Genomic DNA, 24,984 nt, shown 5'->3' on the forward strand with positions numbered 1-24,984 from the left:
TCGCCCCGGCCCGCCCGGCTCCGGTACGGCGGTGCGGCGCGCCGGTGCCGGGCGGCGGCCGCGGGACGACGGGCCGCCGCTCCTGGGACGCTCCGTCGTCGGCGCCGTGATGGTGACGCCCTTGGCGGCGAGCGCCGCCGGCAGGGGCGCGGGCAGGTCCAGGCCGGCGAAGGCCTCGACGGCGGGCAGCGCCGGAGTGATGGTCTTCGGCGGGGCGAACTCGCCCTGTCCGGCGGCGGGCCGGCGGCCGTAGCCACCGGAACCGGAGCATGATCCGGAACCGGAACGGTAGCCGGAACCGGAACGGCTCGGGGCTCCGCCGCGGTTGCCGGAGCAGCAGTCGTTCGTGCGCGTTGAGCGGTTCAAGGAGAGCTCTTCCTCGATATGGCGCGTATCGAGGAATTCCGCGCGGCAGTGAAGTAGCGCAGGAATCGCAAGAACGGGCCGATGAAATGCGCGGAAGAAGCCCGGCTGCGAAAAGTGAGCCGTGTCCGGCACGGTGGATGATGAATCGTGTCTGTCACGGGGACGGGGGCCGGCACACGGGTACGGGCCCGGAAAAGCAACGAGCTGGGACCCGCACCCGAAGGCGCGGGTCCCAGCTGCGCACGTGCGTCTCAGCGCGTCGGACGCTGGAGCATCTGCAGGATCACACGGGGGTGATGTTCTCCGCCTGCGGGCCCTTCTGGCCCTGCGTGACGTCGAAGGTCACCTTCTGGCCCTCCTGCAGCTCACGGTAGCCACTCACGGCGATGTTCGAGTAGTGGGCGAAGACGTCAGGGCCGCCACCGTCCTGCTCGATGAAGCCGAAGCCCTTTTCCGCGTTGAACCACTTGACGGTGCCAGTAGCCATGTCTTTTCTCCTTCTGGGGCAGTGCCCGGGGACCTCGCACTGTGCCGGTCCCGCGTCGCCGCAATGATTACCCCGTCCGGAATGATGATGCCGGAATTACAAAAGCGCGCCCACCAGCCAATTGTGGCGACAAGAGCACTTGGAGTTTTGGGAACCACAACCGCAACTGGTATCCACCGTAGCACGATGCAAGTGACCGCGCGCGGCGTGTAATTACACTCCGTCCGGCACGCCATAAACCCTCGTCGCGCATTGCATAAAATTCTGTGCTTGCGACAACAGATATGCGCTCCCGGCACGGAGCCCCGGCGTAGGGACCCGGCCTCGGGACCCCGAACCCGCCACCGGCCTGCGCGGCTCCGCATCGAGGCACGGGGCCGCTTCGAGCCGGTCCTCCAGAACGACGATGCGACAGGCGGCCTCGATCGGCGTGCCGCGTCGACGAGTTCGGGGGCACGGGCGGCCATGCGCACCTGGTAGAGGGAGTAGCGGCGGTGGCCGCCCTCGGACCACAGGGGCGGTGGACACTGATCAGCTGGTCTGTTGATGGGGGGAGGGATCAATGGTCATAATGCATGAGTAGCCCTTCACGCATCCCCCGTCGTGAAGGGCTACAACGTGTTGTGGGCCCGAACATGTGGCTGGGCCGGCGGACACGCGGGCGCACGACGACTTCACGGGCAAGGGACTCCCCTCGTGGCCCCTTGCCCATGTTTTTTCGAGTTAACAGTGACGTAGAGTGTTTACGCAAGCCCACTCCTGACAGCGGAGCAGGATGTTCCGCCATGTCTCGCCCGCCTCCCCACGCTGCGGACCCCTCATTCCGGTTGGTTACAGTACGAGCCCGTCGACCGGATCCAGGCAGGCGCAGCGTCTCAGGGGCGCGCGTGCCGGCGGACGTGAACGTGGGGGCCCCGATGGACAACGGCGAAGAGCGCGCGCCGGAGCTGCGGACGCTGCAGCAGAAGGTCGAATACATGGTGGAGGAGACCTTCCCCGGCCAGAAGATCTCGGGGCGGGTCTTCGCGGACCTGGTCAGGGAACGCGGCGGCTCGCTGTCGCACAGCTACTTTTCCAACATCCTCGCCGGGAAGGTCACCCAGCCGTCCGAGGACATCCTCAAGGCCCTCGGACTGGGCTTCGGCGTCGACTGGCGCTTCTTCAAAGAGGAGTCCGAGGTCGTCGACGACGTCGTCGCCGGGCTGCGGTTCCTCGCGAAGCGGCGTACCGGGGAGATCAGCGGGCTCGCCGGACGCGGCCTGGCCGACGACGGTCTGCCGCCGGAACTCCTGCAGTTCGCGCTCTCGCTCCTGGAGGACGCGAAGAAGCGGCCCGGCACCCCCGCCGACGGCGAAGGCGGCGGTTCCGCCGCCGACGGCCCATCGGCGCATTAGGCCGCCATGTCCCTGCGCAAGCTGCGGAAGGAGTGCGAGGCCGGACTGGCCGACCTCCCCATCCCCGCGCCGTTCTCGATCGCCGGCCTGGTGGCCAACATGGAGGCGGCCCGCGGCCGCACCATCATGCTGCACGAAATGCCCGACCGGCTGGCGCGCGTCAATGCCGCCTGCGGTCTGCGGCTCGCCTCCGGCTCGACCAGCTTCGTGCTCTACCGGCGGCGCCCGACCGTGTACCAGACCCAGCACGTCATCCTGCACGAGCTGTGCCACGAGTGGTTCGACCACGGCACCTCGCTCGACGCGGACCAGCTCCAGCGCCTGCTGCCCGTCTTCGACACGTCCCTGATCTCCCGGGTCGTGGACTCCGGCGTCGCCGACTCGCTGCGCGCGGGCGACTCCACCGTCCAGGCCCGCGCCCAGTACGACACGCACGACGAGCGGATCGCCGAGTTCGGCGCCTCGCTCATCCCCCGGATGGCCAGGGACGTGACCAGCGACGACATGGTGGGACGCCTCGCCAATTCGCTGTCGCGCCCGGTCGCGCACCGCCGCGGCCTGTTCCGCCGTACATGACCCTTCCCCGTCCCCTTACCCCCACCCAGAGGAATCCCGCCGTGACCCCGCTCGACCTCGCCGGCTATCTCATAGCCGTCCTGATGACGGCTGTCGCCGTGTGGCGCATGCCGGCCGCCCTGTGGGGCGACGAGGAGGACAAGCGTCGCCGCGCCCTGTGGGGCTGCTACGCCGGATTCGCCGCCGCCCTGTGGACCAAGACCCAGGTGGTGCGGATCGGGCTCAACGACAGCCCGGTCACCGACCTCTCGGTTCTGATCAAGCACTACACGGCGACGATCGCGATCCTGGCGATCCTCAGCTACATCGTCGCCATCTACGGCCAGTACCCCGACGCCGGTGACGTCCCGCGGCACGTCCGGTTCGCCCGGGCGGTCCAGCAGGTGGCGGCCAAGGCGTCCGTCGCCACGCTGATCCTGCTGACAGTGCTCTTCTTCACCGTCGTCGACCGTTCCGTGCCGTCGGACCGCTTCGTTGCCGACCATGCGGGCCAGTGGGGCGCCACGCTGTACATGAGCGTGTTTTATCTCTACCTCGGCGCCGCGTCCGCGGTCTGCGCCTACCAGTGGGCGCTGGCCACCGCCGGTGCCGGGCTGCGCCATCTGCGGGTGGGGCTCGCGATGATGACGTTCGCGATGTTCATCGGCGTCGCCTACACGGTCAGCCGCACCCTGTTCCTGTGGGTCAGCGTCATCGACCAGCCGAGCCCCGCCTTCGCGCTGGAGTTCGACGAGGTCACCGAGGCCGCGCAGGTCGTGCTGTTCGCGTTCTTCGCGGTCGGTGCTTCCGTCCCCGCCCTCAGCAAGGGGCGGCGCCGGGCGAAGCTGTGGCGGGCCCAGACCCGGCTGCACGCGCTCTGGTACGAGCTGATGACGGCCTTCCCCGACCAGCCGTTCGAGCCCCCGGCTTCGCTCCGGCGCGAGCTGACCCGGTTCGACACCCCCGCGGACCTCCGGATCGACCGGTGGGCCGCCGATATCGCGGACGCGGTCGAGAAGCTGCGCCACTACGTACCGGACAGCCTGCTCCCGGCCACCGCGGCAGCTGCCGCGGCCGAGGCCCCTGTCCCCGCGAAGGCCGGTCCGCTCGCCGACGCGTACTGGATCAAGGCCGCCCTCACCGCGATGAAAGCCGGTGCTCCCGCCGGGAGCGCCGCGACGGTCGGCACCCAGCACGCCACCGACCAGGACGGTGAGGTGGCGTGGCTGGTGCAGGTGGCGACGGCCTACCGGACCGTCACCGAGGACCGGGTCCGGGACGTACTGGCGGCTTCGGCGGCCATGGAGAGGACGGCATGACAACCACCGATTCGGCCACCGGCTCCGACCCGACGACGGCCTCGGCCGCCCGCGTGGTCACGGACGTGCTGCAGCCCCGCAACCTTCTGCTGGCCGGCATGCTCGCCATGGGGGCGGCTGCCGCCGGCCACTGGACCGGTCTGCTGTGGGGCCTGCTCGGCGCCCTGTGCGCGGGGATCCTCCCGGCCGCGTACATCGAGTGGGAGCGGGGGCGCGGCACCTGGGGCGACCGGCATGTGGTCGACCGTACGAAGCGCGCACCGATCTTCCTCGTCATCCTCGGCTCAATCGGCACAGGCTCGGTCGTCATGGTCCTCGGCCACGCGCCCACCGGGATCCTGGTGGCGATGCTGGCGTTGTGGGCGATGACGGTCGTGCTGCTGGCCGTCAACACCGTCTGGAAGATCTCGGTGGACGCGTCGGTCGCCTCGGCGGTCGTCGCGCTGCTGGCCGCGGTCCACTCGCCTTGGTGGCTGCTCGCGTATGCGATGACGGTCGCCGTGTGCTGGTCACGCGTGGCGCTCGGGTACCACAGCGTCGCCCAGACGGTGGCGGGCTCGGCACTGGGTGCGGGGACCGCGGCCGCGTTCCTGCTCGTCTGACGGCCACTCGGGCTTAGCGTGACGGCCATGCGTGTACTGCTCACCGGCGGAGCCGGTTTCATCGGGGGACACATCGCCGGGGCGCTGGCGGCGCGGAAGCACGAAGTGGTGGTGGTCGACGCGCTGCTGGAGTCGGCGCACGGCGTGGGTGCCGGAGGCGGCCGGGACGGGCTGATCGTTGCCGATGTCCGGGACCAGGCGGCGGTGGCCGACGCGCTGCGGGGCGTCGACGCGGTCTGCCATCAGGCCGCGATGGTCGGTCTGGGCAAGGACTTCGCGGACGCCCCGGAGTACGTCGGCTGCAATGACCTCGGGACCGCCGTCCTGCTGGCGGAGATGGCCGCGGCCGGTGTGCGGAATCTGGTGCTCGCCGGTTCGATGGTCGTTTACGGCGAGGGGCGGTACGACTGCCCCCGGCACGGACGGGTCAGACCCGGGCCGCGGGCCGTGGACGATCTGGCGGCGGGCCGGTTCGAGCCGCGCTGCCCGGACTGCGGGGCGGAGCTGACGCCGGGGCTGGTGGGCGAGGACGCACCCACCGACCCGCGCAATGTGTACGCGGCGACGAAGCTCGCCCAGGAACATCTGGCCGCCGCGTGGGCCCGGGCGACGGGCGGCCGGGCGGTGGCCCTGCGCTACCACAACGTGTACGGGCCGGGGATGCCGCGCGACACCCCGTACGCGGGGGTCGCCTCCTTCTTCCGCTCCTCGCTGGAGCGGGGCGAGGCGCCGCAGGTCTTCGAGGACGGCGGTCAGCGGCGGGACTTCGTCCACGTACGCGATGTGGCGGCCGCGAACGCGGTGGCACTGGAGGCCGTGGGGGGACGCGGGGCGGGAAGTTTCGCCGCGTACAACACGGGGAGCGGGGATCCGCACACGATCGGCGAGATGGCGACGGCTCTGGCGTCCGCGCACGGCGGTCCGGCACCGGAGATCACCGGCGGGTACCGGCTCGGAGACGTACGCCATGTGACGGCGGACTCGCGGCGGTTGAGGGAGGAACTGGGCTGGCGCCCGGAGGTGGGCTTCGCGGAGGGAATGGAGGAGTTCGCCGGGGCGGCGTTGAGGGAGGCGGTCGCCACCGGTTGACCGACGGCCGCTCCGGCTCCGGCCGGCCCGCCCGGTCCGGACAGCCGGCGGCCACCTCGGCAACCGTCGGATCGTCGTCGACCACGACAACATGGCCGCGCGGCCCGCCGGGGGCGGGTCCGGGACCCGGGGTGTCCGGGATGTTCTCCATACGGTCACCTTGGCATCCCGGCCCCGAGTCGGGCAGTCGGCGGTCCGCCGAAGGGTCGACGTCCGTCTTCCGTAAGAACCTGAAGCCCGAAATGCCGGTTTTCGCTCCGTAGTGTGAGCGAGGTGACCGACTTCTACCCCGCCCACTCCCCCCACGCCGACGTGATCCTCCCCTGTCTGGACGAGGCCGCCGCGCTGCCCCGGGTGCTGGGCCGCATCCCGGACGGCTGGCGCGCCGTCGTCGTCGACAACGGCTCCACCGACGGATCGGCGGAGCTCGCCCGCTCGCTCGGGGCGACCGTCGTACATGAGCCGCGACGCGGCTTCGGCGCCGCGTGCCAAGCCGGACTGCTCGCCGCCGAGGCGGAGTTCGTCTGCTTCTGCGACTGCGACGGTTCCCTCGACCCGGGTCTGCTGCCCGGCTTCGTACGCCGGGTCGCCGACGGCGAGACCGATCTGCTGCTGGGGCGCCGCCGCCCCGAGGGCCGTGGCGCGTGGCCGCTGCACGCCCGCGCCGGGAATCTCGCGCTGGCCCGGATGGTGCGCCGCCGGACGGGACTGCGCCTGCACGACCTCGGCCCGATGCGGGCGGGGCGCCGGGCGGACCTGCTGGCACTGGAGCTCACCGACCGGCGCAGCGGCTACCCGCTGGAGATGGTGGTGCGTGCGTCGGACGCCGGGCTGCGGGTCGCCGAGACCGATGTCCCGTACCTGCCGCGTACGGGCAGGTCCAAGGTGACCGGCACCTGGCGGGGGACCTGGCATGCGGTACGGGACATGCGCGCGGTCCTGCACCGGCCGCCGGAGCGGACGAGCGCGGGGACGGCCCGTCAGGAGGCGCCCCGATGAGCGTGCCCGGCCCGACCGCCCTCCTCGTCATCGCCAAGGAACCGCTGCCGGGACTGGTCAAAACCCGGCTCACGCCGCCGTTCACACCCGCCGAGGCCGCACAGCTCGCCGAGGCGGCGCTCCGGGACACGCTGCGCACGATGCTCTCGCTGCCCGCCCGGCGGCGCGTCCTCGTACTGGACGGGCGGCCGGGGCCCTGGCTGCCGGCGGGCGTCGAGGTGGTGGCGCAGAGTTCCGGCGGACTCGACGAGCGGCTCGCGGCGGCGTTCGCCGGCTGTACCGGTCCGGCCCTGCTCATCGGCATGGACACCCCGCAGATCTCCGCCGCCCAGCTGGCGCCCGCGCTCTCCCCGGACGCCTGGGACGACTGCGACGCCTGGTTCGGCCCCGCCGACGACGGCGGCTTCTGGGCACTCGGCCTGGCCGCCCCCGACCCGGACCTGGTGCGCGGCGTGCCCATGTCCGTCCCGCAGACCGGTGCGGTCCAGCGGCGGCGTCTCGTCGACGCCGGACTGACCGTGCGCGATCTGCCGCGGCTGCGGGACGTGGACACGGCGGCGGACGCCGCGCACGTCGCCGCCGCCGCACCGCACGGGGAGTTCGCCGCGGCGCTGGCCCGGCTGACCGCGGCGGCGGCCCGGTGAGCGGCGCGGTGCCGGACCGCGGCGCCATGAGCACGGCAGGTTCCGAAAGAGAGGACCTCGCCCCGTGGTCCACCGACCCCTACGCCGACGCGCTGCGCAACGGCCATGGTCCGCTCTTCCTCCGCCGTACGGACGGCTGGCTGCTGCCCCTGGACGTCGAGCGCTGGTGTGCGCAGGCCGACGCCGCCGACCTGTCGGCGCTGCGCCGCTGCGAAGGGCCGGTCCTCGACGTCGGGTGCGGTCCCGGCCGCCTCGTCGCGGAACTGGCCTCCCGCGGCCAGCGCGCACTCGGCATCGACGTCAGCGCCGCCGCTGTCGCCCACACGCTCCGGATCGGCGGCTCGGCGCTGCACCGTTCCGTCTTCGACCCGCTTCCCGGTGAGGGCCGTTGGGGCACCGTGCTGCTGATCGACGGCAACATCGGCATCGGCGGCGACCCGCACGGTCTCCTGCTGCGCACCGCGGACCTCCTCGCCCCCGGCGGGCTCCTCATCGCGGAAACGTCACCGCTGGACATCGACGAACGGGTGCAGGTCCGGTTGTACGACGGTCGCCTCGCGCCGGAAGGGACTGGCGAGGAGGACCGGGCCGCCACCGGGGGCGCGCTCTTCCCCTGGGCCCGGCTCGGCACCCCGGCCCTGCTCCGGTACGCGCAGCCGAACGCCTGGCGGGCCGTCGATCAGTGGGTGTCGGACGGCCGCCCCTTCATTGCCCTGCGCCGCACCCGGAGGGTCCGGACGCCCAGCCAGCACGCCGACACCGCGAACAACGCCGCCGTGATCAGCAGCCAGTTCCCGAGGAACACATCGGGGGAGAGCCCGCTCGCCGGCTTGTAATGGGTCGCCTTCCTGCTGATCAGCGGGAACCACATCAGCAGGAGCAGCCCGGAGAGAAAGGCGGGCACGCGGACGAAATTGACCAGTCCGGAGCGCGGTCCCAGAACCGCGCGTACGCCCCGGTCCGCCGTCGCGTACACCGGCAGCAGCACGAGGTCGTGCACCAGCGCGGAGCCGACGAACCACACCGCGACACCGAACGTGTCCCCCTCCAGCAGCCGCACACCCGCGTAGCCCGCCAGGGCGAAGGTGGCGGCCAGGAGCAGGAGATGCAGCGGCCCTTCCCCGTACCAGCGCCTGAGGACCGCCGCGTACCGCGGGCCGTTCGTCCTCCGCATCACAGCTCTCCGAACGTCAGCCGGGTCACCCATTTGGTGTTGAGCACGCCGGGCGCGGCCGGGACGATGATCCGCGCCGGGTACCCGTGGTCCGGCGACAGCGTCTCGCCGTTGACCTCCAGCGCCAGCAGCGAGCGCGGGTCGCGCACCTGGTTGTCGCGGAGCGCGGCCTTCCGGAACGGCCCGCTGTGCTGCACGGACTCCACGAACACCCCCGGCGGCCGGTCCGGATACCCGGCGAGCGCCGCCAGATCCCGCAGCCGCACCCCGCGCCACCACTGGTCCGCGGTCGACCAGCCCTCCACGCACGCGATCGGCAACGCGGCGCTGTACTGGTCCATGGCCAGGAGCTGTTCCCGGGTGAACACAAGATCCCCGGCGGGTCCGCTGACGGTCAGCCGCCACCGTTCACCCGTGTCGGCCGGGGTGATCCGGACGGACGCGGCCGTCTTGTTGATCTGGAAGCCGTTGGGCCCCGTCCCGGGGTCGGCTACCCCGCGCGGGGTGAGGAGCGCGGTGCCGCGCAGCACGTCGAAGCTCCGGCCCACCGAGGTGATCAGCAGGAGGAGCGACCCGGCGCCCACCACGGCGAAGGCGCCGCGCCGGGAGATGGTCGGCGCAGCGGGGGCGGGGGACGCCAGCTCATCGGTCTCACCGCGCAGTTCACCGCTGCGCAGCACCCGCACGGCCCGCGGGAGCTTCAGCCCGACGTGGGCGACGAACCCGGCGAAGAACACCCACGCCCCGTAGAAGTGGAGCGTGTAGAACGACCCCGGGAACACGTAGAACACCTGGATGTTGAGCAGTCCGGTGATGAACTCGAACAGCGCCCCGCCGACGAGCAGCAGCAACGACACCCGTTCCAGGGCGTGCCCCACCGACCGGACCGGCGGCAGCGCGAAAAACTTCGGGATCACCGACCACAGCTTCGCCAGCAGTACCGGTACGAGCACGATGCCGCCCGTGACGTGCAGCCCCTGTGTCAGCCGGTACAGCCAGTGCGGTCCGGTCGGCCAGGCGAACAGGTAGAACCCCAGCAGTCCCTTGCCCGGCGTCTTGTCGTTGACCGGCGCAAGATCCGGGTTGTACGAGGCGTACGACAGCAGCCCCGTCACGAACACCAGCGTCAGCCCGACGAGGAGGACGAGCCCGAGCACCGCCGTGAACCGGACGCTGCGCACGGGGCTGCGCCAGAACCCGGGGGAGGAGGGCAGCCGATCCGTGGTCCGGAGCCGTTCGAGCACGGCCGGGACCCGCCCCGCGGACGGTCCGTCATCCGATGGCCCGGCACGGCCCGTCCCACCGAAGCGGAACGCGAACCGGAACGCTCTGTTGTGACGTCTGTCGGCCATGTCCCGACGCTAAGCCCGAGGTCTCGGGCCACAGCGCGTACGACTCCGGACGAAACCCCGACGTCACTCCCGATGACCGCCAACCGGGCCAAGATCTGACAGTTCGATGACGCGCCCCGGTGGCACCACCCGTGAGCGCCCCGCGCTGCATAGCGTGCCTGTGTGAAGACCGAGGAGCACGTGAAACGCGAGCAGCACACAGCCGGCCGTAACCACCGCCACATGGGCCGACGCCTCGACCTGATCGCCGCCGCCACCGGTGTCCTGCTGGTCACCGCCGCCGTGCTGGTCGGCCGGGCGATCCAGGACGCCGGCGGCAGCCTCTACGTCAACTGGCCGCCCCTGCTGGCGTCCTGGTACCCGCACACCGGCCCCGGCACCCCGGCCGCCGTGGTCGTCGCCGCGGCCGTCGTCGCGTACGGGCCGGTCCTCGCCGACCGGCTGCCCTGGCGGGGTCTGCTCGCGACCGCGTGGGCGGCCTCCCTCGGCTGGATCTTCTCCCTGGCGATGATCGACGGCTGGGGGCGGGGCATCGCCGACCGGCTCACCACGAAGCATGAATACCTTCAGGTCATCAGCCGTTTCGACGATATCGGCGCAGCGTTGCGCGGATTCAACACGCACATCCTGATCGGCCCCCCGGGCAACTGGCCCGCCCATGTCGCCGGTCATCCGCCGGGCGCCACGCTCACCTTCGTGCTGCTGGACCGGATCGGGCTGGGCGGCGGGGGCTGGGCCGGTGTCTGGTGCATCGTGCTCGGCGGCTCCGCCGTCGTCGCCGCCCTGGTCACGGTGCGCGCCCTCGCCGACGAACACCTCGCCCGCAGCGCCGCCCCGTTCCTCGTCCTCGCGCCGATGGCGGTCTGGACCGGCGCCTCGGCAGACGCCTGGTTCGCCGCGGTCGCCGCGTGGTCGGTCGCCCTCCTCGCCCTGGCCGCAACCCGGCGGACCCGGCCGGGCCGCGCCGCCGCGGCCGCCCTCGCCTCCGGCCTCCTCTACGGCCTGACCTGCTATCTCTCGTACGGCCTGACACTCATCGCGCTCCTGCTCCTCGCCGTCCTGCTCCTCGCCCGCAGCGCGCGCCCCCTTCCGCTTCTCCTGCTCGGGGCGCTCGTCGTGCCGGTCGCATTCACCCTGGCGGGCTTCAACTGGTGGGAGGGGTACCGGCTGCTGGTCGAGCGTTACTACCAGGGAGCGGGTGGAATCCGTCCGTACGCCTACTGGGTCTGGGCGAACCTCGCGGCCACCACGATCGCCGCCGGTCTCGCCACCGTCGCCGGTCTCCGCCGGGCCGCGGCCGGCGCCCCGTCCGCCGTCCGCGCCGTCCGCACCGGCGCCACCTCCGCACCGCAGCGGCTGAGCCTCCTCGCCCTGGCCGCGCTCCTCGCCCTCCTCGTCGCGGATCTGTCCGGGATGAGCAAGGCCGAGACGGAACGCATCTGGCAGCCGTTCGTTCTCTGGCTGCTGCCCGCCGCCGCACTGCTCCCCCCGTCCGCCCGACGCGGCTGGCTGACGGCGCAGGCGGTCGTCGCCCTGCTCGTCAACCACCTGCTCTGGACCGGGTGGTGAGTTCGGGAAGCACGTTGAACCGATCACGCACGGGGTACAGGTTGCCCCGTGCCGACATTCGAGATCACCACCGCAAGCGCCGCCGACATCGACATGCTGGGCGAGTGGGCCCACGCCGAGGGCTGGAACCCGGGCCGCACCGACAGCCACGCCTTCTTCGCCACCGACCCGCGCGGCTTCCTGGTCGGCAGACTCGACGGCGAGCCCGTCTCCTCCGTCTCCGTCATCCGTTACGGCTCCGGCTTCGGCTTTCTGGGCTTCTATCTCACCCGTTCGGAGCTGCGCGGCCGGGGTTACGGGATCCAGGTCTGGCGCGCCGGAATGGACCGGCTCGCCGGGCGCAACGTCGGACTCGACGGCGTCGTCGCCCAGCAGTCCAACTACCGTAGATCCGGGTTCCGTCCGGCGTGGACGAACATGCGCTGGGAGGGGCTGCCGCCGACGGACATCAGCGCACCGCCCGGCGTCTGTCTCGTCGACGCCCGGTCGCTCCCCTTCGACCGGCTGGCCAACTTCGACCGCCGTTTCTTCCCCGCCGAGCGCGACAGTTTTCTCGCCCCGTGGGTCGCCGCCCCCCTGCGCACCGCTCTCGCCGCCGTGGCCGACGGGGAGGTGCAGGGCTTCGCCGTGCTGCGCGCGTGCCGAACGTCGTCACGCATCGGCCCTCTGCACGCCACGTCGCCCGAGGTGGCCGCCGCCCTGGTGAGCGCCCTCTCGGCCACTGCACCGGAGACGGAGATCGCCGTCGACGTACCCGACATCAATCCGGCGGCGGTCCGACTCGCCGAACAGCTGGGTCTCACCCCGTCGTTCGAGACAGCCCGCATGTACACGGGTCCGACGCCGGACGTCGACCACACCGGACTGTTCGGCATCACCAGCCTGGAACTCGGCTGACCGGCGAGCCGCCTGCTACCGCCCGAGCCGGTCCAGCACCCACCGACAACGCGGCTGCCGGCCCCTCTCCTTCCGCGCCCGGGTCCGTCTCCGGCACGCTTCAGTGCACGTGCGGCCCGCCCGTCGTCTCCGGCTTCCCCCGCGGCACCAGTCCGACTGCGAGGACCGCACCGGCCCCGGCCGTCGCCGCGCAGACCGTGAACGCGTCGGCGAACCCGCCCACCGCACCGCCTTCGATCCCGGCTGCCGCGACCGTGGAGACGACCGCCACTCCGATCGCGCCGCCCACCTCGTGGAACGTGTTGACCACCCCGGACGCGAGCCCCGCCTCGTGGTGCCCGACCATGCCCAGCGCCGTCGTGGTCGCGGTGACGAAGACCGCGCCGAGCCCGAACGCGGCGACGGAGAGACCGGGCAGCAGCACCCCGTACACGCTGCTGTCCGCTCCCAGCCGGGTCAGCGGTACGGAACCGGCGGCGGCGATCACCATCCCGGCGACCGCTGTGCCGCGGCTGCCGGCCGTCCCGACCAGCCGCGACCCCAGATGCGCGCCGAACCCGACCGCGACGGCCACCGGCAGGAACACCAGCCCGGTCCGCATCGGGGTGAACCCTCGCGCATGCTGCAGATAGACCGACCCGAGGAAGAAAAAGGCGATCAGCAGCGCCGTCGCGACCAGCATCAGGAACGCGCCCGCGAGCACCGGCCGCCGGGTGAACATCCGCAGATCCATCAGCGGCTGCTCGGCCGCCCGTTCGACGCCCGCGAACGCCCCGTACAGGAGCACGGCCCCCGCGGCCGGCACGAGGACGGCGGCCGAGCCCCACCCGGCGTCCCCCGCCTCGACCAGTCCGTAGATGAGCGCTCCGGTCCCGGCCGTGACCAGCAGCGCGCCGGGCAGATCGAGCCGGGCGGAGGGCTGGGGGGCGCGCGCCGGGACGAGGGCGGGTACGGCGGCGAGCAGGGCGATCCCGATGGGCACATTGATGTAGAAGACCCACTGCCACCCGGGGCCGCCGGTCAGCGCACCGCCGAGCAGCACTCCGATCGCCGACCCGGTCCCGCCGATCGCCGCCCACAACCCGAGCGCCTTGTTGCGCTCCGCGCCGTGGAACGAGGTGGTGACGAGGGACAGGGCGGCGGGCGACAGCAGCGCCGCCCCCACCCCTTGGGCGATCCGGCCCCCGATCAGCATCGGGGCGCCGTCGGCGAGCCCGGTGCCCAGCGAGGCGACGGTGAAGAGGGCCAGCCCCGCAAGGAGGGTGCGGCGCGCGCCGAGGGCGTCGGCGAGCCGGCCGCCGAGCAGCATCAGCCCGCCGAAGCAGAGGGTGTACGCGGTGACGACCCAGGTCAGGGCGGTGCGGCCGAGGTGCAGGTCGGCGGCCATGTCGGGCAGTGCGACGTTCACGACGGTGACGTCGAGGACGAGCATGAACTGCGCGACGCAGACGAGGGCGAGCGTCGCCCAGCGACGCGGATGGGCGGGCGGATGCCCGGCCTGATGTGCGGCCGGATGCTGTACGTGCGTCTCGTGCGGACTCATGAACTGAACTGTACAGACCAGTTCACCTGAACTCGACTGTTCAGTTCAGCTGACTGTTAGCCTTGCCCCATGACCATGCAGAGCAGCCGCCGGGGGGACGCCAGGCAGCCCCCCGGCGGACCGCGCGCCGAGGCCAAGCGGCGGGCCATCGTCAAGGCCGCCCGTGAGGCGTTCCTGCGGGAGGGGTTCGGCGTCGGGATGGACGCCATCGCCACCGAGGCGGGCGTGTCGAAGGTGACCGTCTACAACCACTTCGGCAGCAAGGAAGCGCTGTTCACGGCCGTCATCGCGGGCGCCCTGGACGAGCCCCTGGGCGGCCCTTCGGCCGCCGCACTGGCCAAACTCGCCGACGCCGACGACCTGCGCACCGCCTTCGTCGAGGCGGCCCGCACCTGGGTGGCCGCCGTCCGCGGCAACGCCGATGTCATCGCCCTGCGCAACCTCGTCGCCGCCGAGCTGCACCGCTTCCCGGAGCTGGCGAACGCCTGGCAGGGCCACGGCCCCGAGGGCCACCACCCCGCCGTCGCCGACGCCCTGCGCACCCTCGCCGACCGGGGCCGCCTGACCATCCCCGACCTGGAGACGGCGATCATCCAGCTGTACGCGCTGCTGGTCTTCCCGCACCTGGTCTTCAGCTCGTACGGCACGGCCATCGACGACCCGGTCACGGACCGCCTGATCACCAGCGGCGTCGACATGTTCCTGGGCCACTACGCCCCGGCGGGGCCCACCGGCTGAACGCCCCCGCCATCTCGGTTCAGCGCGTCGATGAGCGCGTACGGCGGATGGTCCGCTCCGTGCGAGGGGGGCGCCGATCCGCCCTACGTACCTCCTGGTCGCGGAAGCCATCACCGTACCGAGCATGCTGTACCGGAACATCGGCGAACGCCGCACATCCGTCGCACACAAGGGACCCGCCATGGGATCGTCACCACACGTCGGCCAGCCCGTCCAGGACTTCACACTGCCGGGTGGAACGCTCGCCGAAGGCACGTTCGAACGCCGCGACTACACGCTCTCGGACGCCCGCGGCCGTACCGTCGTCCTCGCCTTCTACCCCGGCGACAACACGGCCGTCTGCACCAAGCAGCTCTGCTCGTACTCCTCCGGCCTGGAGACCTTCACCGGTCTCGGCGCGGAGGTCTGGGGAATCAGTCCACAGGGTGTGGACAGCCATGAGTCGTTCGCCCGCACGTACGGTCTACGGATGCCGCTGCTCGCGGACACCGGACGGGAGGTCGCCCGGGCGTACGGGATCACGGCGCCCGGGATCGGGGTGCGCCGCGCCGTGTTCCTGATCGGGCCGGACGGCGTGCTGCGGTGGAAGCATGTCGCGGTCCTCGGGGCCACCTTCCAGTCGCTGGACACGCTCGCCGACCACATCTCCGGCACCAAGAACAAGTAAAAGATTGCCGAACCCCGGCAATGTCACGACCCGCACGTGTATGGCATCATCCAGCCAGCTCGACGGAACTTCGGAGGATTTCGCGGATCGGGAAAGGTGATCACATGACCTTGTTTCTCGGCCTGGGCATTGCGGGGGTCGCGCTCCTCGCCCTCTCCCTGATCTTCGACGGAATCCTCGAAGGGCTCTTCGGGGGCGTACTCGACGGGCTCTTCGACGGCCTCCTGTCCCTCCCCGTCATTGCCGGATTCCTCTCGATGCTCGGCTTCGGCGGCGCGATCGTGCTCGGCACCACCGGTGCCGGTACGGTCGCCGCGACCGCGGCCGGACTGGTCGCCGGACTGGTCGCGGCCTGGCTGACCTGGAAGTTCAGCCGCGCCCTGATGCGCGATCAGACCGCCGCCACACCGCGGGGCGACGATCTCGTCGGCACGTCCGGGTCCGTCGTCACGGCCATCCCGGCCGACGGCTACGGCGAGGTCCTGCTGCGGCTCGCGGGCCAGCCCGTGAAACTCGCGGCGAAGAGCCCGGCGCCGGTCGAACGCGGCACCGAGATCTGGGTGGAGGCCACGCTTTCGACCACCTCGGTCGCGGTCCGCCCCGTCGAGCGCTGACCACCCACTGAACCGAGCTGCCGTCCCCGATCGGGAGGCAGGGGGGACCCCCTTATGAGCCCAGTTGTGACCGCCGTCGTCGGAGTCGTCGTACTCCTCGTACTCCTCGCCCTCGTGGTGATCACCCGCTACAAGGTCGCCGGGCCCAGCGAGGCCTTCATCATCACCGGCCGGCGCGGCAAGAAGTCGACCGACCCGGTGACCGGACGCACCAGCATCGACAACAGCGGGCAGAAGGTCGTCGTCGGCGGCGGCGTCTTCGTCGTCCCGTTCGTGCAGCAGAAGTTCACCCTGGACCTCTCCAGCCGGCACATCCCGGTCGCCGTGCGCGGAGCCGTCACCCTGCGCGGTGTGAAGTCCCACCTCGAAGGCGTCGCGATCGTCAAGGTCGGGGGCAACGAGGACGCGATCCGCGCCGCCGCCCAGCGGTTCCTGCAGCAGCAGGACGGCATCGTCGGCTTCACCCAGGAGGTTCTCTCCGGCGCGCTGCGCGCCATCGTCGGCCGGATGTCGGTCGAGGACATCATCCGCGACCGCGCCGCGTTCGCCGGCCAGGTCGCCGAGGAGGCCGAGGCCAGCCTCTCCGGCCAGGGCCTGATCCTGGACGCCTTCCAGATCCAGGACATCACCACCGAGGGCTCCTACCTCGAAGACCTCGGCCGCCCCGAGGCCGCCCGCGCCAAGCAGGAGGCGGACATCGCCGAGGCGATCGCCAAGCGCGCGTCCGAGCAGGCCCGGCTGAAGGCCGCCGAGGAAATCGCCATCGCCGAGCGGACGTTCTACCTCAAGCAGGCCGAGATCAAGGCCGAGACGGAAGCGGCGGCGGCCAAGGCCAACGCCGCCGGCCCGCTCGCCGAGGCCGCCCGCCAGCAGGAAGTCCTGGAGGAGCAGGAGAAGGTCGCCCAGCGCCAGGCGGCCCTGACCGACCGCGAGCTCGACACCAAGGTCCGCAAGCCCGCCGACGCCGCCCGCTATCAGGCAGAGCAGGAGGCCGAGGCCCGCCGCATCGCCCAGGTCAAGGAGGCCGAGGCGGACGCGGAGCGCTCCCGCCTCACCGGTCAGGGCGAGAAGCTCCACCGCTCGGCGCTCGCCGACGCCGTCCGCATCGAGGGCGAGGCGGAAGCCGCCGCCATCGCCGCGAAGGGCGCGGCCGAGGCCGAGGCCATGCGGAAGAAGGCGGACGCGTTCGCCCAGTACGGCGACGCGGCGGTGCTCCAGATGCTGGTCGAGGTACTCCCGCACGTCGTCGCCAAGGCGGCCGAGCCGCTGAGCGCCGTCGACAAGATGACGGTCATCTCGACGGACGGCGCGAGCCAGCTGTCGCGCACGGTCGCGGACAACGTCGCGCAGGGCATGGAACTGCTCACCGCCACGACGGGCGTCGACCTGGCGGCACTCCTGAAGAACCTGAAGGGCGGGTCGGCTTCGGACAGCGCGGCGCAGATCCCGGCGCAGGCCCCGGCCACGGCATCGGCCAACGGCAAGATCGAGATCACGGACTGACGCCGTTCCCGATCCCCCTGTGCCCGGCGGTGAGCAGCGGACCGCCGGGCACAGCTGTGTCCGGACCTCGGCCGCCTCCCGGGGGCGGCGCACCGATCACTCCGTATCCGCAGGTGAGCAGGGTCTCCGTGCGCGCGGAAACCAGGCGGCGGAACCCTCCGGTTAAGGTAATGGAAGGTTAAAGAGATCACCAAGTGCGTCGCCCTGCCGCCGCGCGCCTCGGGAGGAAGCCATGGGAACCCACCGGACCACGCTGCCCGGAGTCGGTGTGCAGTACGACTACATCACCGAGTCGGGACAGCACATCTCCGTCGTCGTCCACCACGACGGGCGCCGGTTCATCGGGTTCTACGAGCGCGACGATCCCGATTCCTGTCAGCTCTCCGTGGCCCTGACTCCACGGGAGGCGACCGGACTCGCCCATCTCATCGACGCCGCGCCCATCGACGCCGTACGGACCGAGGGCATCGATCTCGTCACCGAGCACATACCGCTCGGGTCGCGCTCCCCGTACGGGGGCCGGCTGCTCGGGGACACCCGGGCCCGGACGCGGACCGGGGCGTCGATCGTGGCCGTGCTGCGGACGCACAGTGCGCATCCGTCGCCCGGGCCGGACTTCCGGCTGGCCATCGGGGACACGCTGGTCGTCGTCGGAACGCGTGAGGGCGTCGACACGCTCTCCGAGATCATTGCGGAGGGCTGACCGTGCACGACACGACCGCACTGCTGGTGGAGCTCGGCTCCGTCATACTGGGGCTCGGGATCATCGGACGGTTCGCCGGGCGGATTGGGCTTTCGCCGATTCCGCTCTACCTGCTGGCCGGGCTGGCGTTCGGGGACGGGGGGCTGCTGCCCCTCGGGGCCAGTGAGGAGTTCACCGCCGTCGGCGCCGAGATCGGCGTCATTCTGCTGCTGCTCCTGCTGGGGCTGGAGTACAGCGCGTCCGAGCTGGTGACCAGCCTGAAGACGCAGTACCCGTCCGGGGCCGTCGACTTCGTGCTCAATGCGACGCCCGGCGCGGTGGCTGCGCTGCTGCTCGGGTGGGGACCCGTGGGAGCCGTCGCACTGGCCGGGGTCACCTGGATTTCGTCGTCCGGCGTCATCGCGAAGGTACTCACCGATCTGGGGCGGCTGGGAAACCGGGAGACGCCCGTCATTCTCGGGGTTCTCGTCATAGAGGACCTGTCGATGGCCGTCTATCTGCCGCTGCTCACCGCGATGGTGGCCGGTGCCGGTCTGGCCGGGGGCAGCATCGCCCTGCTGATCGCCCTCGGTACCGTCGGTCTGGTTCTCTACGTGGCGCTGCGACACGGCCGGCTCATCAGCCGGGCCGTGTCCTCCGACAATCCGGAGATGCTGCTCCTCGTCGTGCTCGGGCTGACCGTCCTGGTGGCCGGTGTGGCACAGCAGTTGCAGGTGTCCGCGGCCGTGGGGGCGTTTCTCGTCGGGATCGCGCTCTCGGGGGAGGTCGCGGAAGGGGCCCGCAAGCTGCTGACGCCGTTGCGCGATCTGTTCGCCGCCGTCTTCTTCGTGTTCTTCGGTCTCTCCACCGATCCGTCCGACATTCCGCCCGTGCTGCTGCCCGCGCTGCTGCTGGCCGTCGTCACCGTCTTCACCAAGATCGGCACCGGCTGGTACGCCGCCCGGCGTGCCGGGATCGGGTCGCGCGGGCGGTGGCGCGCCGGCGGGACGCTGGTCGCGCGCGGCGAGTTCTCCATCGTCATCGCCGGTCTGGCCGTGGCGACCGAGCCCCGTATCGGGCCGATCGCCACCGCGTACGTCCTGATTCTCGTCATCATCGGTCCGCTCACCGCCCGTTGGACCCAGCCCGTCGTGGCCAGGATCCGAACGTGGCGGGACGGCGGGGGCGGTGCGTCCGGGGGCAGTGTGCCTGTCGCCCGCACGGAGATGCCTGTCGTCGAGCACGCCGCGGCCGCCGACTGAGAGGAGCTCACACAGTGGGAGTCCGATCAGCGCGCGAGCTCCTCTGAACCGCTCTCAGAGCGGGGTCGCCTCGTGCAGGATCCGCACCAGCGCCACCGTCGCGTTCAGCGACGACAGCGCCGACACCGTGGTTCCGACGGTGGCCACCAGTCCCGCCCAGGCGACATGCGCGGACGACGGGGGCCACAGCCGGGTCGGCGGGACCGGCTCCAGGAGCGCTGCGACCCGGCGCGGGATCGGGCCCACCGCCGCGAATGCGGCGAACGCGGGTGGGGTAGTCGGCGAACGGTGCGCGAAGAGCGCCGCCTTGCCGACCGCGCCCGCCACAGTCCGCCGGTCACCGATCGCCCGCGCCGCCTCCTCGTCCGCCCACCGTTCCGTGCTGTACGCCACCGCCGTACGCAGCGGCAGCAGGAACGGGTTGGCGCGCGCGGCAAGTTGGGTGGCCAGGAGGTAGCGGTGGTGACGGGCGGCCAGATGGGCCTGCTCGTGTGCGACGAGCGCCCGGCGTTCGCGGGCGTTCAGGCACTCCATCATCGCCGTCGACACGACCACCCGGCCGGGGGCGCCGGGAAGTGCGTACGCGTACGGCTCCGGGTCCGGCAGCACGGCGACCGCGGACGGCTGCTCCGGGAGGGACTGCAGGGCCCGTGTGGCGCGGATGCGTTGGCGTACGTGGTGGTGGACTGCCGACCCGCAGGCCACGACCACCGCCGCCAGCACCCCGATCGCGACGATGCCCGCCTTCTCCTCGTACGGCACCGCCGCACGCACCTCGGGGTCCGACCAGCCGTCCGGCAGCGGGTTGCCGGGAAGTTGGGCCGTGCCCACCACCATCAGCAGCGCCAGGCACACCGTGCTGCACAGGGCGAGCGTCGTGCCGACGGCCGCCAGCAGGCGGGTGGCGCTGCGCGGGTGCAGATGCTGTTCGGCGAGGCGCGCGATCGGCAGCGCGGTCAGCGGCAGTACGAGGGGCAAGTAGACGAAGACGCCCATGGGTCAGCCCGCGTCCTTCTCCGTCGTCTGCGCCAGCAGCGCGCGCAGGCGTTCCTCGTCGCCCGGGGACAGCGCCGAGACGAACCGGGCGAGTACGGCCTCGCGGTCCCGTTCGCCGTCCAGGACCCGACGCATCCGCATCGCGGCGAGACCGGCCTCGTCGGAGGCGGACGTCCAGGTGTAGGAGCGGCCCTGGCGGGCTCGGGTCACGCACTTCTTCTCGTACAGACGGGACAGGATCGTGATGACGGTGGTGTACGCGAGGTCGCCGTCGAGGTGTTCCTGCACCCAGCCCGCCGTCGCGGAGCCGTTCGCCGAGCGGAGAACGGCGAGGACCTGGGCCTCCAGCTCGCCCTGTCCGCGCTTGCGGGGGCGCCGGCCGTCGGAGGCGGGGGCCGCCGGGGGCACGTTGTCGTCGGGCAGTTCGTTGTACGGGTGGTGACTGGCCCCTGCCGTGTCCATCGTGGTGACTGCCCTTCGTGCGATGCCGCGTCGGCCACGGCGTCGCAGCATCGTACTGAAGGCCGGTTCCCGGACGCGGGCGACCGTCCTGCTAACTTCTACACGTCTGTAGAGTTGGATCTCGTTCCGGCAACGCAACGCAAGCAACGTATGGAGACGTCATGGCACTGTGGGATCGGATCAAGGAATCCGCGACGACGATGCAGTCGCAGCTCGAGGCGAAGAAGAACGACCTGAAGAGCGGTGCGTTCCGCGACGCGAGCATGGCCATGTGCGCCCTGGTCGCCGCCGCCGACGGTTCCATCGAACCGTCCGAGCGCCAGCGCGTCGCCTCGCTCATCGCCTCCAACGAGGTGCTCCAGAACTTCCCTGCGGACGACCTGCAGCGGCGTTTCAACGAGTACGTGAACAAGCTCACCGCCGACTTCGCCTTCGGCAAGGTCAGCGTGCTCCAGGAGATCGGCAAGGCGAGGAAGAAGCCGGTCGAGGCGCGTGCCGTCATCCAGATCGGCATCGTCATCGGCGGCGCCGACGGCGACTTCGACAAGTCGGAGCAGGCCGTCGTCCGGGAGGCGTGCTTCGCGCTCGACCTTCCGCCGCACGAGTTCGACCTCTAGAGCCAGCCCCGCACGGCACTGGACACCGCCTTCGGACACCCTCTCCGGGCCGGCCGAACGGCACCCCCGTACCGCCGGGAACACACCGCGGTCCGACTGACCATCGGACCGCGCCCGGCAGGCCGGGGAGTCGCGACTCCCCCGAGCGAATCCCCGGCCACCCGCCCCCAGGACCCCGCCTCCGTGCCGCGTATGCATCGCGTCACCGAGGCGGGGTCCTGCGAGGTCCGGGGGGAGCCGGTCCGGTCGTCAGGCGCGGACCGGGGCCGACTCCTCCACCACCTGGGTCCGGGGTGCGCCCCTGGGGTACAGGACCGCCGTCACCACCAGCCCGATGAGGAAGAAGCCCGCCGACCACCAGTACGCGGTGGAGTAGCTCTGCAGCTGGGCCCGGGCGACATGGGCAGGAGTCACCGGGCGGTCGGACAGGTAGTCCATGGCGGCGCTGGTGGCGAGGGTGTTCAGCAGCGCCGTGCCGATCGAACCGCCCACCTGCTGGCTGGTGCTGACCATCGCCGAGGCCACACCCGCGTCGCGGGCGGCCACCCCGTACGTGGCCAGGTTCATCACCGTGGCGAAGATCGCGCCGAGGCCCAGGCCGAGGACGAGCAGGGCGGGCAGCACATAGGTGAGGTAGCTGCTCGTCAGGTCCAGGCCGGTCATCCACACCATGGCGGCCGCGGCAATGCCCATGCCGAGCGGCACGATCGGTTTCGCGCCGAAGCGCGGCACCAGCACATTGGTCGTCGTCATCGACGTCGCGATCATCAAGCAGACCATCGGGATGAAGGCGAGACCGGTGGTCACCGGCGAGTAATACAGAGTCTTCTGCAGGTAGTACATGAGGAACAGGAAGACACCGAACATGCCGCCACCGGCGATGAACATCGCCAGGTACGACGCCCCCCGGTTCCTGTCCAGCACCACCCGCAGCGGCAGCAGCGGATGCGCGGCCCGCGTCAGCCACCAGGCGAACGCCGCCAGGAGCACACCGCCCGCCAGCAGGAAGCCCCAGGTGGCCGGTGAACCCCAGGGGTGCGACTCGGCGTTGGAGAATCCGTACACGATGCAGAAGAGTCCCGCCGAGACCAGGACGGTGCCCGGGACGTCGAGCTTGGGGCGGGCGGCGGGGGCACCGGCGGTGAGCAGCCGGATGCCGCCGAGGAAGGCGACCAGGGCGAACAGCAGGTTCACGTACAGGCACCAGCGCCAGTTCAGGTACTGGGTGAGGACCCCGCCGAGCAGCAGCCCCACCGCGCCGCCCGTCCCCGCGATCGCGCCGTAGATCCCGAACGCCTTGGCGCGCTCCTTCGGGACGGTGAACGTCGTGGTGAGGAGGGAGAGCGCGGCCGGGGCGAGGAGCGCGCCGAACATGCCCTGGAGTGCGCGGGCGAAGACCAGAACCTCGAAGCCCGGGGCGGCGCCGCCGATCGCCGACGCGACCGCGAAGCCGACCAGACCGGTCAGGAAGGCGATCCTGCGGCCCACCAGGTCGGCCATCCGGCCGCCGAGCAGCAGCAGTGAGCCGAAGGCCAGGGCGTACGCGGTCACGATCCACTGGCGGTTGCCGTCGGAGAAGCCGAGGTCCTGCTGGGCGGAGGGCAGCGCGATGTTCACGATGGTGGCGTCCAGCACCACCATCAGCTGGGCCAGACCGATCACCGCCAGCACCCACCACCGGCGCGACGGGCCGCGCTCACGGTCGGATGCGGGGCGGGACGGCGGGGAGGTGGCGGTCGCTCTCGCGCCGCTCGCGGAGGGCTCCCCCTCGACAGGCTCCCGCGCATGACGTGAGTGACGAGCCATGGTCCGGGTCTCCCTCGGTGCGCACCCCCGAAATCCCCCGGACCCACGCTAAAGGCAGGTCCGCATCCCCGCATGTGGGGATGGGCGCCGAGGCCATGGACTGTCCCGTCGTCCCCGGTGATGGATCGGCCCGCGGCGTCGGATGCGGTGCATCGCAAGGCAAAGGGGCGTCCTCGTGCGGGGCGTATCCGGGCGCGGCGACAACGCGGCGAGGTGCCGCAGCTGTCGTCGTGCGCCCATCAGGGACGGCAGGAACAGCCCTGAGGAGCTGCCCGGTCCCGGCTGGGCCGTCAGAGTTCCTTGGCGGGCCAGTCCAGCAGCCGGGCGCCGATCACCGCGGTCTGCAGCGTGTAGCGGTGCATCGGATCGGACGGGTCGGAGCCGGTCAGCTGATGGATGCGCTCCAGCCGATAGGTGAGCGCCCGCACGCTCAACGCCAGCCGGCGGGCCGTCTCGGCGGCGACACAGCCCGCGTCGAAGTAGGCGGCGAGCGTCTTCAGCAAGGGCTCCGCGCCGCCGCGCGCCTTCTGGAGCGGGCCGAGCTCACTGCGCACCAGATCGGCCATCGCCTGCCGGTCCCGGGTCAGCACCGGATAGACCAGCAGGTCGGCGGCGTACAGCACCGGATCCTCCAGGTCCATCCGGTCCGCCAGATCGAGCGCGTCGAGCGCCTCGTCGTACGACTGGACGACGCCGCCCGGGCCCCGGTGCGGGCGGCCGACCGCGACCAGGCCGCCGTCCGTCGCCGCGTGCGCCTGCTTGGCGAAAAAGCGCAGGACGTCCGGCTGAGCGGCCGGGGCGATGCAGACCAGGCGCCCGTCCTTGGTCGTGAGGAGGATCTTCCGGCCGTCGAAGCGGGCGAGCAGCGCCGCCTCCACCATGCGGGGCACCGCGTCCGTCTCGGTGTACGCCTCCGGGCCCGTCGCCACCGCGACCGCGTGGGCGCGCGACAGCCGCAGCCCGAAGCGGGTGGCCCGCTCGGCGAGCCGGCCCAGGTCGCTGCGCCCGTACAGCAGGTCGTCGATGAACTCGCGGCGCGCCGCCTCCTCCCGCCGCACGGTGAGCCGCTGGGCGCGCTCGAACCCCTCGGCGAACGCGTCGACGGCCTGCTCGACCGCGGCCAGCACGCAGCCGGTGGACGCGGGGTGCGCGGCTATGGCGTGCGGCCAGGCGATGCGGGTCGCCGCCAGATGGAGACCGACCAGGGCGCGCAGCTGGAATCCCGCCTCGGCCGCCTCCCGGCCCAGGGTGCGGCGGGCGTCCAGCTCGTCGCGGGTCAGCCGGCGGCCGGTCGCCGCGACCTCCTCCAGGATGCGGGCGTACTCCCCCAGATACTCGTCGGGAATCTCCGGCTCCGGCACGCCCATGCCTCCATTTTTGATGCCTCACTGACACCCACTCACCACATATGAGCAGGTGTTGGTGCCCGGCATCAAGGACGTACAAAGATTGCCGGATTCCGGCAGTGCGATACGACGACGTCGGCTGTCATGATCTGACCCAGCACCAACCGGGGAAACCCGGGGAAACTCGGGGGAATACGGGGGATACGGGGACGGGGGGGACGACCCGGTAGCCGCGGCGCCGCATGCAGGCGGCGCCCCGGGACCCGGGGGACCCCCCAAAGTCCCCACCACCCCACCCCCC

24 protein-coding genes and 2 pseudogenes are annotated in these 24,984 nt (G+C 71.7%); 17 read left to right on the forward strand and 9 right to left on the reverse strand.

Translation table 11 applies throughout. From position 1 onward, the window contains the following. Positions 1 to 108 precede the first annotated feature (108 nt). The 3 genes and pseudogenes from AB0915_RS14990 to AB0915_RS15000 all read right to left on the reverse strand — a co-directional run. Positions 109 to 366 (reverse strand): annotated as a pseudogene (locus AB0915_RS14990) (ATP-dependent helicase); the annotation flags it as partial. 283 nt (positions 367 to 649) lie between these two features. Continuing rightward, positions 650 to 853 (reverse strand): cold-shock protein, encoded by a 204-nt coding sequence (locus tag AB0915_RS14995; RefSeq protein WP_366691487.1) that lies wholly within the window; start codon positions 851 to 853, stop codon positions 650 to 652. Positions 854 to 1,201: 348 nt separating this feature from the next. Continuing rightward, a pseudogene (locus AB0915_RS15000) lies at positions 1,202 to 1,371 on the reverse strand (MerR family DNA-binding transcriptional regulator); the annotation flags it as partial. Between the two features lie 399 nt (positions 1,372 to 1,770). On the opposite strand from AB0915_RS15000, the gene AB0915_RS15005 reads away from it, so the two are divergent. From AB0915_RS15005 to AB0915_RS15040, 8 genes are all read left to right on the forward strand, one after another. Then, positions 1,771 to 2,247, forward strand: a complete 477-nt coding sequence (locus AB0915_RS15005) for a hypothetical protein (RefSeq protein WP_366691488.1) — start codon at positions 1,771 to 1,773, stop codon at positions 2,245 to 2,247. A gap of 6 nt (positions 2,248 to 2,253) precedes the next feature. Continuing rightward, positions 2,254 to 2,823 carry a toxin gene (locus tag AB0915_RS15010; RefSeq protein ID WP_366691489.1) on the forward strand — a complete coding sequence of 190 codons (570 nt, stop codon included), beginning with the start codon at positions 2,254 to 2,256 and terminating at the stop codon, positions 2,821 to 2,823. A 41-nt stretch (positions 2,824 to 2,864) separates the two neighbouring features. Then, a complete protein-coding gene (locus tag AB0915_RS15015) occupies positions 2,865 to 4,121 on the forward strand; it encodes an MAB_1171c family putative transporter (RefSeq protein ID WP_366691490.1) in 1,257 nt (418 codons plus the stop codon). After that, entirely contained in the window at positions 4,118 to 4,723 is a 606-nt protein-coding gene (locus AB0915_RS15020; RefSeq protein WP_366691491.1) for a hypothetical protein, read from the forward strand. The genes AB0915_RS15015 and AB0915_RS15020 overlap by 4 nt, the downstream gene beginning before the upstream one ends. Before the next feature lie 27 nt (positions 4,724 to 4,750). Further along, complete coding sequence (locus tag AB0915_RS15025; RefSeq protein WP_366691492.1) at positions 4,751 to 5,812, forward strand: NAD-dependent epimerase/dehydratase family protein; 1,062 nt, start codon at positions 4,751 to 4,753, stop codon at positions 5,810 to 5,812. Positions 5,813 to 6,076: 264 nt separating this feature from the next. Next, positions 6,077 to 6,811 (forward strand): glycosyltransferase family 2 protein, encoded by a 735-nt coding sequence (locus tag AB0915_RS15030; protein WP_366691493.1) that lies wholly within the window; start codon positions 6,077 to 6,079, stop codon positions 6,809 to 6,811. Next, positions 6,808 to 7,455 (forward strand): DUF2064 domain-containing protein, encoded by a 648-nt coding sequence (locus tag AB0915_RS15035; protein ID WP_366691494.1) that lies wholly within the window; start codon positions 6,808 to 6,810, stop codon positions 7,453 to 7,455. Before AB0915_RS15030 ends, AB0915_RS15035 begins: the two co-directional genes overlap by 4 nt. A gap of 26 nt (positions 7,456 to 7,481) precedes the next feature. Further along, positions 7,482 to 8,291: a class I SAM-dependent methyltransferase gene (locus AB0915_RS15040; RefSeq protein WP_366691495.1), complete on the forward strand. Its 810-nt coding sequence runs from the start codon at positions 7,482 to 7,484 to the stop codon at positions 8,289 to 8,291. 337 nt (positions 8,292 to 8,628) lie between these two features. Here AB0915_RS15040 and AB0915_RS15045 read toward each other — a convergent pair whose 3' ends face one another. Beyond that, positions 8,629 to 9,981, reverse strand: coding sequence for a molybdopterin-dependent oxidoreductase (locus tag AB0915_RS15045; RefSeq protein ID WP_366691496.1), 1,353 nt, complete (start codon positions 9,979 to 9,981; stop codon positions 8,629 to 8,631). Between the two features lie 222 nt (positions 9,982 to 10,203). On the opposite strand from AB0915_RS15045, the gene AB0915_RS15050 reads away from it, so the two are divergent. Together AB0915_RS15050 and AB0915_RS15055 are read left to right on the forward strand one after the other, a co-directional pair. Next, complete coding sequence (locus AB0915_RS15050) at positions 10,204 to 11,550, forward strand: hypothetical protein (protein WP_366691508.1); 1,347 nt, start codon at positions 10,204 to 10,206, stop codon at positions 11,548 to 11,550. A gap of 48 nt (positions 11,551 to 11,598) precedes the next feature. Continuing rightward, a complete protein-coding gene (locus tag AB0915_RS15055) occupies positions 11,599 to 12,447 on the forward strand; it encodes a GNAT family N-acetyltransferase (protein ID WP_366691497.1) in 849 nt (282 codons plus the stop codon). A gap of 100 nt (positions 12,448 to 12,547) precedes the next feature. On the opposite strand, the gene AB0915_RS15060 is transcribed toward AB0915_RS15055, so the two are convergent. Next, complete coding sequence (locus AB0915_RS15060) at positions 12,548 to 13,990, reverse strand: DHA2 family efflux MFS transporter permease subunit (RefSeq protein WP_366691498.1); 1,443 nt, start codon at positions 13,988 to 13,990, stop codon at positions 12,548 to 12,550. Positions 13,991 to 14,059: 69 nt separating this feature from the next. Here AB0915_RS15060 and AB0915_RS15065 point away from each other — a divergent pair, with 69 nt between their 5' ends. The 6 genes from AB0915_RS15065 (at position 14,060) to AB0915_RS15090 (ending at position 19,456) form a co-directional block, all read left to right on the forward strand. After that, a complete protein-coding gene (locus tag AB0915_RS15065; RefSeq protein WP_366691499.1) occupies positions 14,060 to 14,728 on the forward strand; it encodes a TetR/AcrR family transcriptional regulator in 669 nt (222 codons plus the stop codon). 181 nt (positions 14,729 to 14,909) lie between these two features. Continuing rightward, positions 14,910 to 15,395, forward strand: coding sequence for a peroxiredoxin (locus tag AB0915_RS15070; RefSeq protein WP_366691509.1), 486 nt, complete (start codon positions 14,910 to 14,912; stop codon positions 15,393 to 15,395). A gap of 104 nt (positions 15,396 to 15,499) precedes the next feature. Continuing rightward, a complete protein-coding gene (locus AB0915_RS15075; RefSeq protein WP_366691500.1) occupies positions 15,500 to 16,009 on the forward strand; it encodes a hypothetical protein in 510 nt (169 codons plus the stop codon). A 54-nt stretch (positions 16,010 to 16,063) separates the two neighbouring features. After that, complete coding sequence (locus AB0915_RS15080; RefSeq protein ID WP_366691501.1) at positions 16,064 to 17,512, forward strand: SPFH domain-containing protein; 1,449 nt, start codon at positions 16,064 to 16,066, stop codon at positions 17,510 to 17,512. A 232-nt stretch (positions 17,513 to 17,744) separates the two neighbouring features. Continuing rightward, positions 17,745 to 18,215, forward strand: a complete 471-nt coding sequence (locus tag AB0915_RS15085) for a TrkA C-terminal domain-containing protein (RefSeq protein WP_366691502.1) — start codon at positions 17,745 to 17,747, stop codon at positions 18,213 to 18,215. 2 nt (positions 18,216 to 18,217) lie between these two features. Next, on the forward strand, positions 18,218 to 19,456 hold the full coding sequence (locus AB0915_RS15090; protein ID WP_366691503.1) for a cation:proton antiporter: 1,239 nt from the start codon (positions 18,218 to 18,220) through the stop codon (positions 19,454 to 19,456). 54 nt (positions 19,457 to 19,510) lie between these two features. Here AB0915_RS15090 and AB0915_RS15095 read toward each other — a convergent pair whose 3' ends face one another. Both AB0915_RS15095 and AB0915_RS15100 read right to left on the reverse strand, forming a co-directional pair. Then, entirely contained in the window at positions 19,511 to 20,452 is a 942-nt protein-coding gene (locus AB0915_RS15095) for a M56 family metallopeptidase (RefSeq protein ID WP_366691504.1), read from the reverse strand. Between the two features lie 3 nt (positions 20,453 to 20,455). Continuing rightward, the gene (locus AB0915_RS15100; RefSeq protein ID WP_366691505.1) at positions 20,456 to 20,914 is read right to left on the reverse strand and encodes a BlaI/MecI/CopY family transcriptional regulator; all 459 of its coding nucleotides are present in this window, start codon (positions 20,912 to 20,914) and stop codon (positions 20,456 to 20,458) included. Positions 20,915 to 21,075: 161 nt separating this feature from the next. Between AB0915_RS15100 and AB0915_RS15105 the strand changes: the two genes are divergently transcribed. Next, positions 21,076 to 21,531, forward strand: a complete 456-nt coding sequence (locus AB0915_RS15105) for a TerB family tellurite resistance protein (protein WP_366691506.1) — start codon at positions 21,076 to 21,078, stop codon at positions 21,529 to 21,531. Between the two features lie 249 nt (positions 21,532 to 21,780). On the opposite strand, the gene AB0915_RS15110 is transcribed toward AB0915_RS15105, so the two are convergent. Together AB0915_RS15110 and AB0915_RS15115 are read right to left on the reverse strand one after the other, a co-directional pair. After that, a complete protein-coding gene (locus AB0915_RS15110; protein ID WP_366691507.1) occupies positions 21,781 to 23,337 on the reverse strand; it encodes an MFS transporter in 1,557 nt (518 codons plus the stop codon). 290 nt (positions 23,338 to 23,627) lie between these two features. Then, positions 23,628 to 24,698, reverse strand: a complete 1,071-nt coding sequence (locus tag AB0915_RS15115) for a helix-turn-helix domain-containing protein (protein ID WP_366691510.1) — start codon at positions 24,696 to 24,698, stop codon at positions 23,628 to 23,630. Between the last annotated feature and the right edge of the window lie 286 nt (positions 24,699 to 24,984).

The organism is Streptomyces sp. NPDC048411 (genome assembly GCF_040704695.1).
In the GTDB taxonomy this organism is placed as follows: Bacteria; Actinomycetota; Actinomycetes; order Streptomycetales; family Streptomycetaceae; genus Streptomyces.

Excerpts from the sequence above, each read along its gene's own strand:
- AB0915_RS14995 (WP_366691487.1), bottom strand. The coding sequence starts at position 853 with ATGGCTACTGGCACCGTCAAGTGGTTCAACGCGGAAAAGGGCTTCGGC.
- AB0915_RS15005 (WP_366691488.1), top strand. The coding sequence starts at position 1,771 with ATGGACAACGGCGAAGAGCGCGCGCCGGAGCTGCGGACGCTGCAGCAG.
- AB0915_RS15010 (WP_366691489.1), top strand. The coding sequence starts at position 2,254 with ATGTCCCTGCGCAAGCTGCGGAAGGAGTGCGAGGCCGGACTGGCCGAC.
- AB0915_RS15020 (WP_366691491.1), top strand. The coding sequence starts at position 4,118 with ATGACAACCACCGATTCGGCCACCGGCTCCGACCCGACGACGGCCTCG.
- AB0915_RS15025 (WP_366691492.1), top strand. The coding sequence starts at position 4,751 with ATGCGTGTACTGCTCACCGGCGGAGCCGGTTTCATCGGGGGACACATC.
- AB0915_RS15035 (WP_366691494.1), top strand. The coding sequence starts at position 6,808 with ATGAGCGTGCCCGGCCCGACCGCCCTCCTCGTCATCGCCAAGGAACCG.
- AB0915_RS15040 (WP_366691495.1), top strand. The coding sequence starts at position 7,482 with ATGAGCACGGCAGGTTCCGAAAGAGAGGACCTCGCCCCGTGGTCCACC.
- AB0915_RS15045 (WP_366691496.1), bottom strand. The coding sequence starts at position 9,981 with ATGGCCGACAGACGTCACAACAGAGCGTTCCGGTTCGCGTTCCGCTTC.
- AB0915_RS15050 (WP_366691508.1), top strand. The coding sequence starts at position 10,204 with ATGGGCCGACGCCTCGACCTGATCGCCGCCGCCACCGGTGTCCTGCTG.
- AB0915_RS15060 (WP_366691498.1), bottom strand. The coding sequence starts at position 13,990 with ATGAGTCCGCACGAGACGCACGTACAGCATCCGGCCGCACATCAGGCC.
- AB0915_RS15065 (WP_366691499.1), top strand. The coding sequence starts at position 14,060 with ATGACCATGCAGAGCAGCCGCCGGGGGGACGCCAGGCAGCCCCCCGGC.
- AB0915_RS15070 (WP_366691509.1), top strand. The coding sequence starts at position 14,910 with ATGGGATCGTCACCACACGTCGGCCAGCCCGTCCAGGACTTCACACTG.
- AB0915_RS15075 (WP_366691500.1), top strand. The coding sequence starts at position 15,500 with ATGACCTTGTTTCTCGGCCTGGGCATTGCGGGGGTCGCGCTCCTCGCC.
- AB0915_RS15080 (WP_366691501.1), top strand. The coding sequence starts at position 16,064 with ATGAGCCCAGTTGTGACCGCCGTCGTCGGAGTCGTCGTACTCCTCGTA.
- AB0915_RS15085 (WP_366691502.1), top strand. The coding sequence starts at position 17,745 with ATGGGAACCCACCGGACCACGCTGCCCGGAGTCGGTGTGCAGTACGAC.
- AB0915_RS15095 (WP_366691504.1), bottom strand. The coding sequence starts at position 20,452 with ATGGGCGTCTTCGTCTACTTGCCCCTCGTACTGCCGCTGACCGCGCTG.
- AB0915_RS15100 (WP_366691505.1), bottom strand. The coding sequence starts at position 20,914 with ATGGACACGGCAGGGGCCAGTCACCACCCGTACAACGAACTGCCCGAC.
- AB0915_RS15105 (WP_366691506.1), top strand. The coding sequence starts at position 21,076 with ATGGCACTGTGGGATCGGATCAAGGAATCCGCGACGACGATGCAGTCG.
- AB0915_RS15110 (WP_366691507.1), bottom strand. The coding sequence starts at position 23,337 with ATGGCTCGTCACTCACGTCATGCGCGGGAGCCTGTCGAGGGGGAGCCC.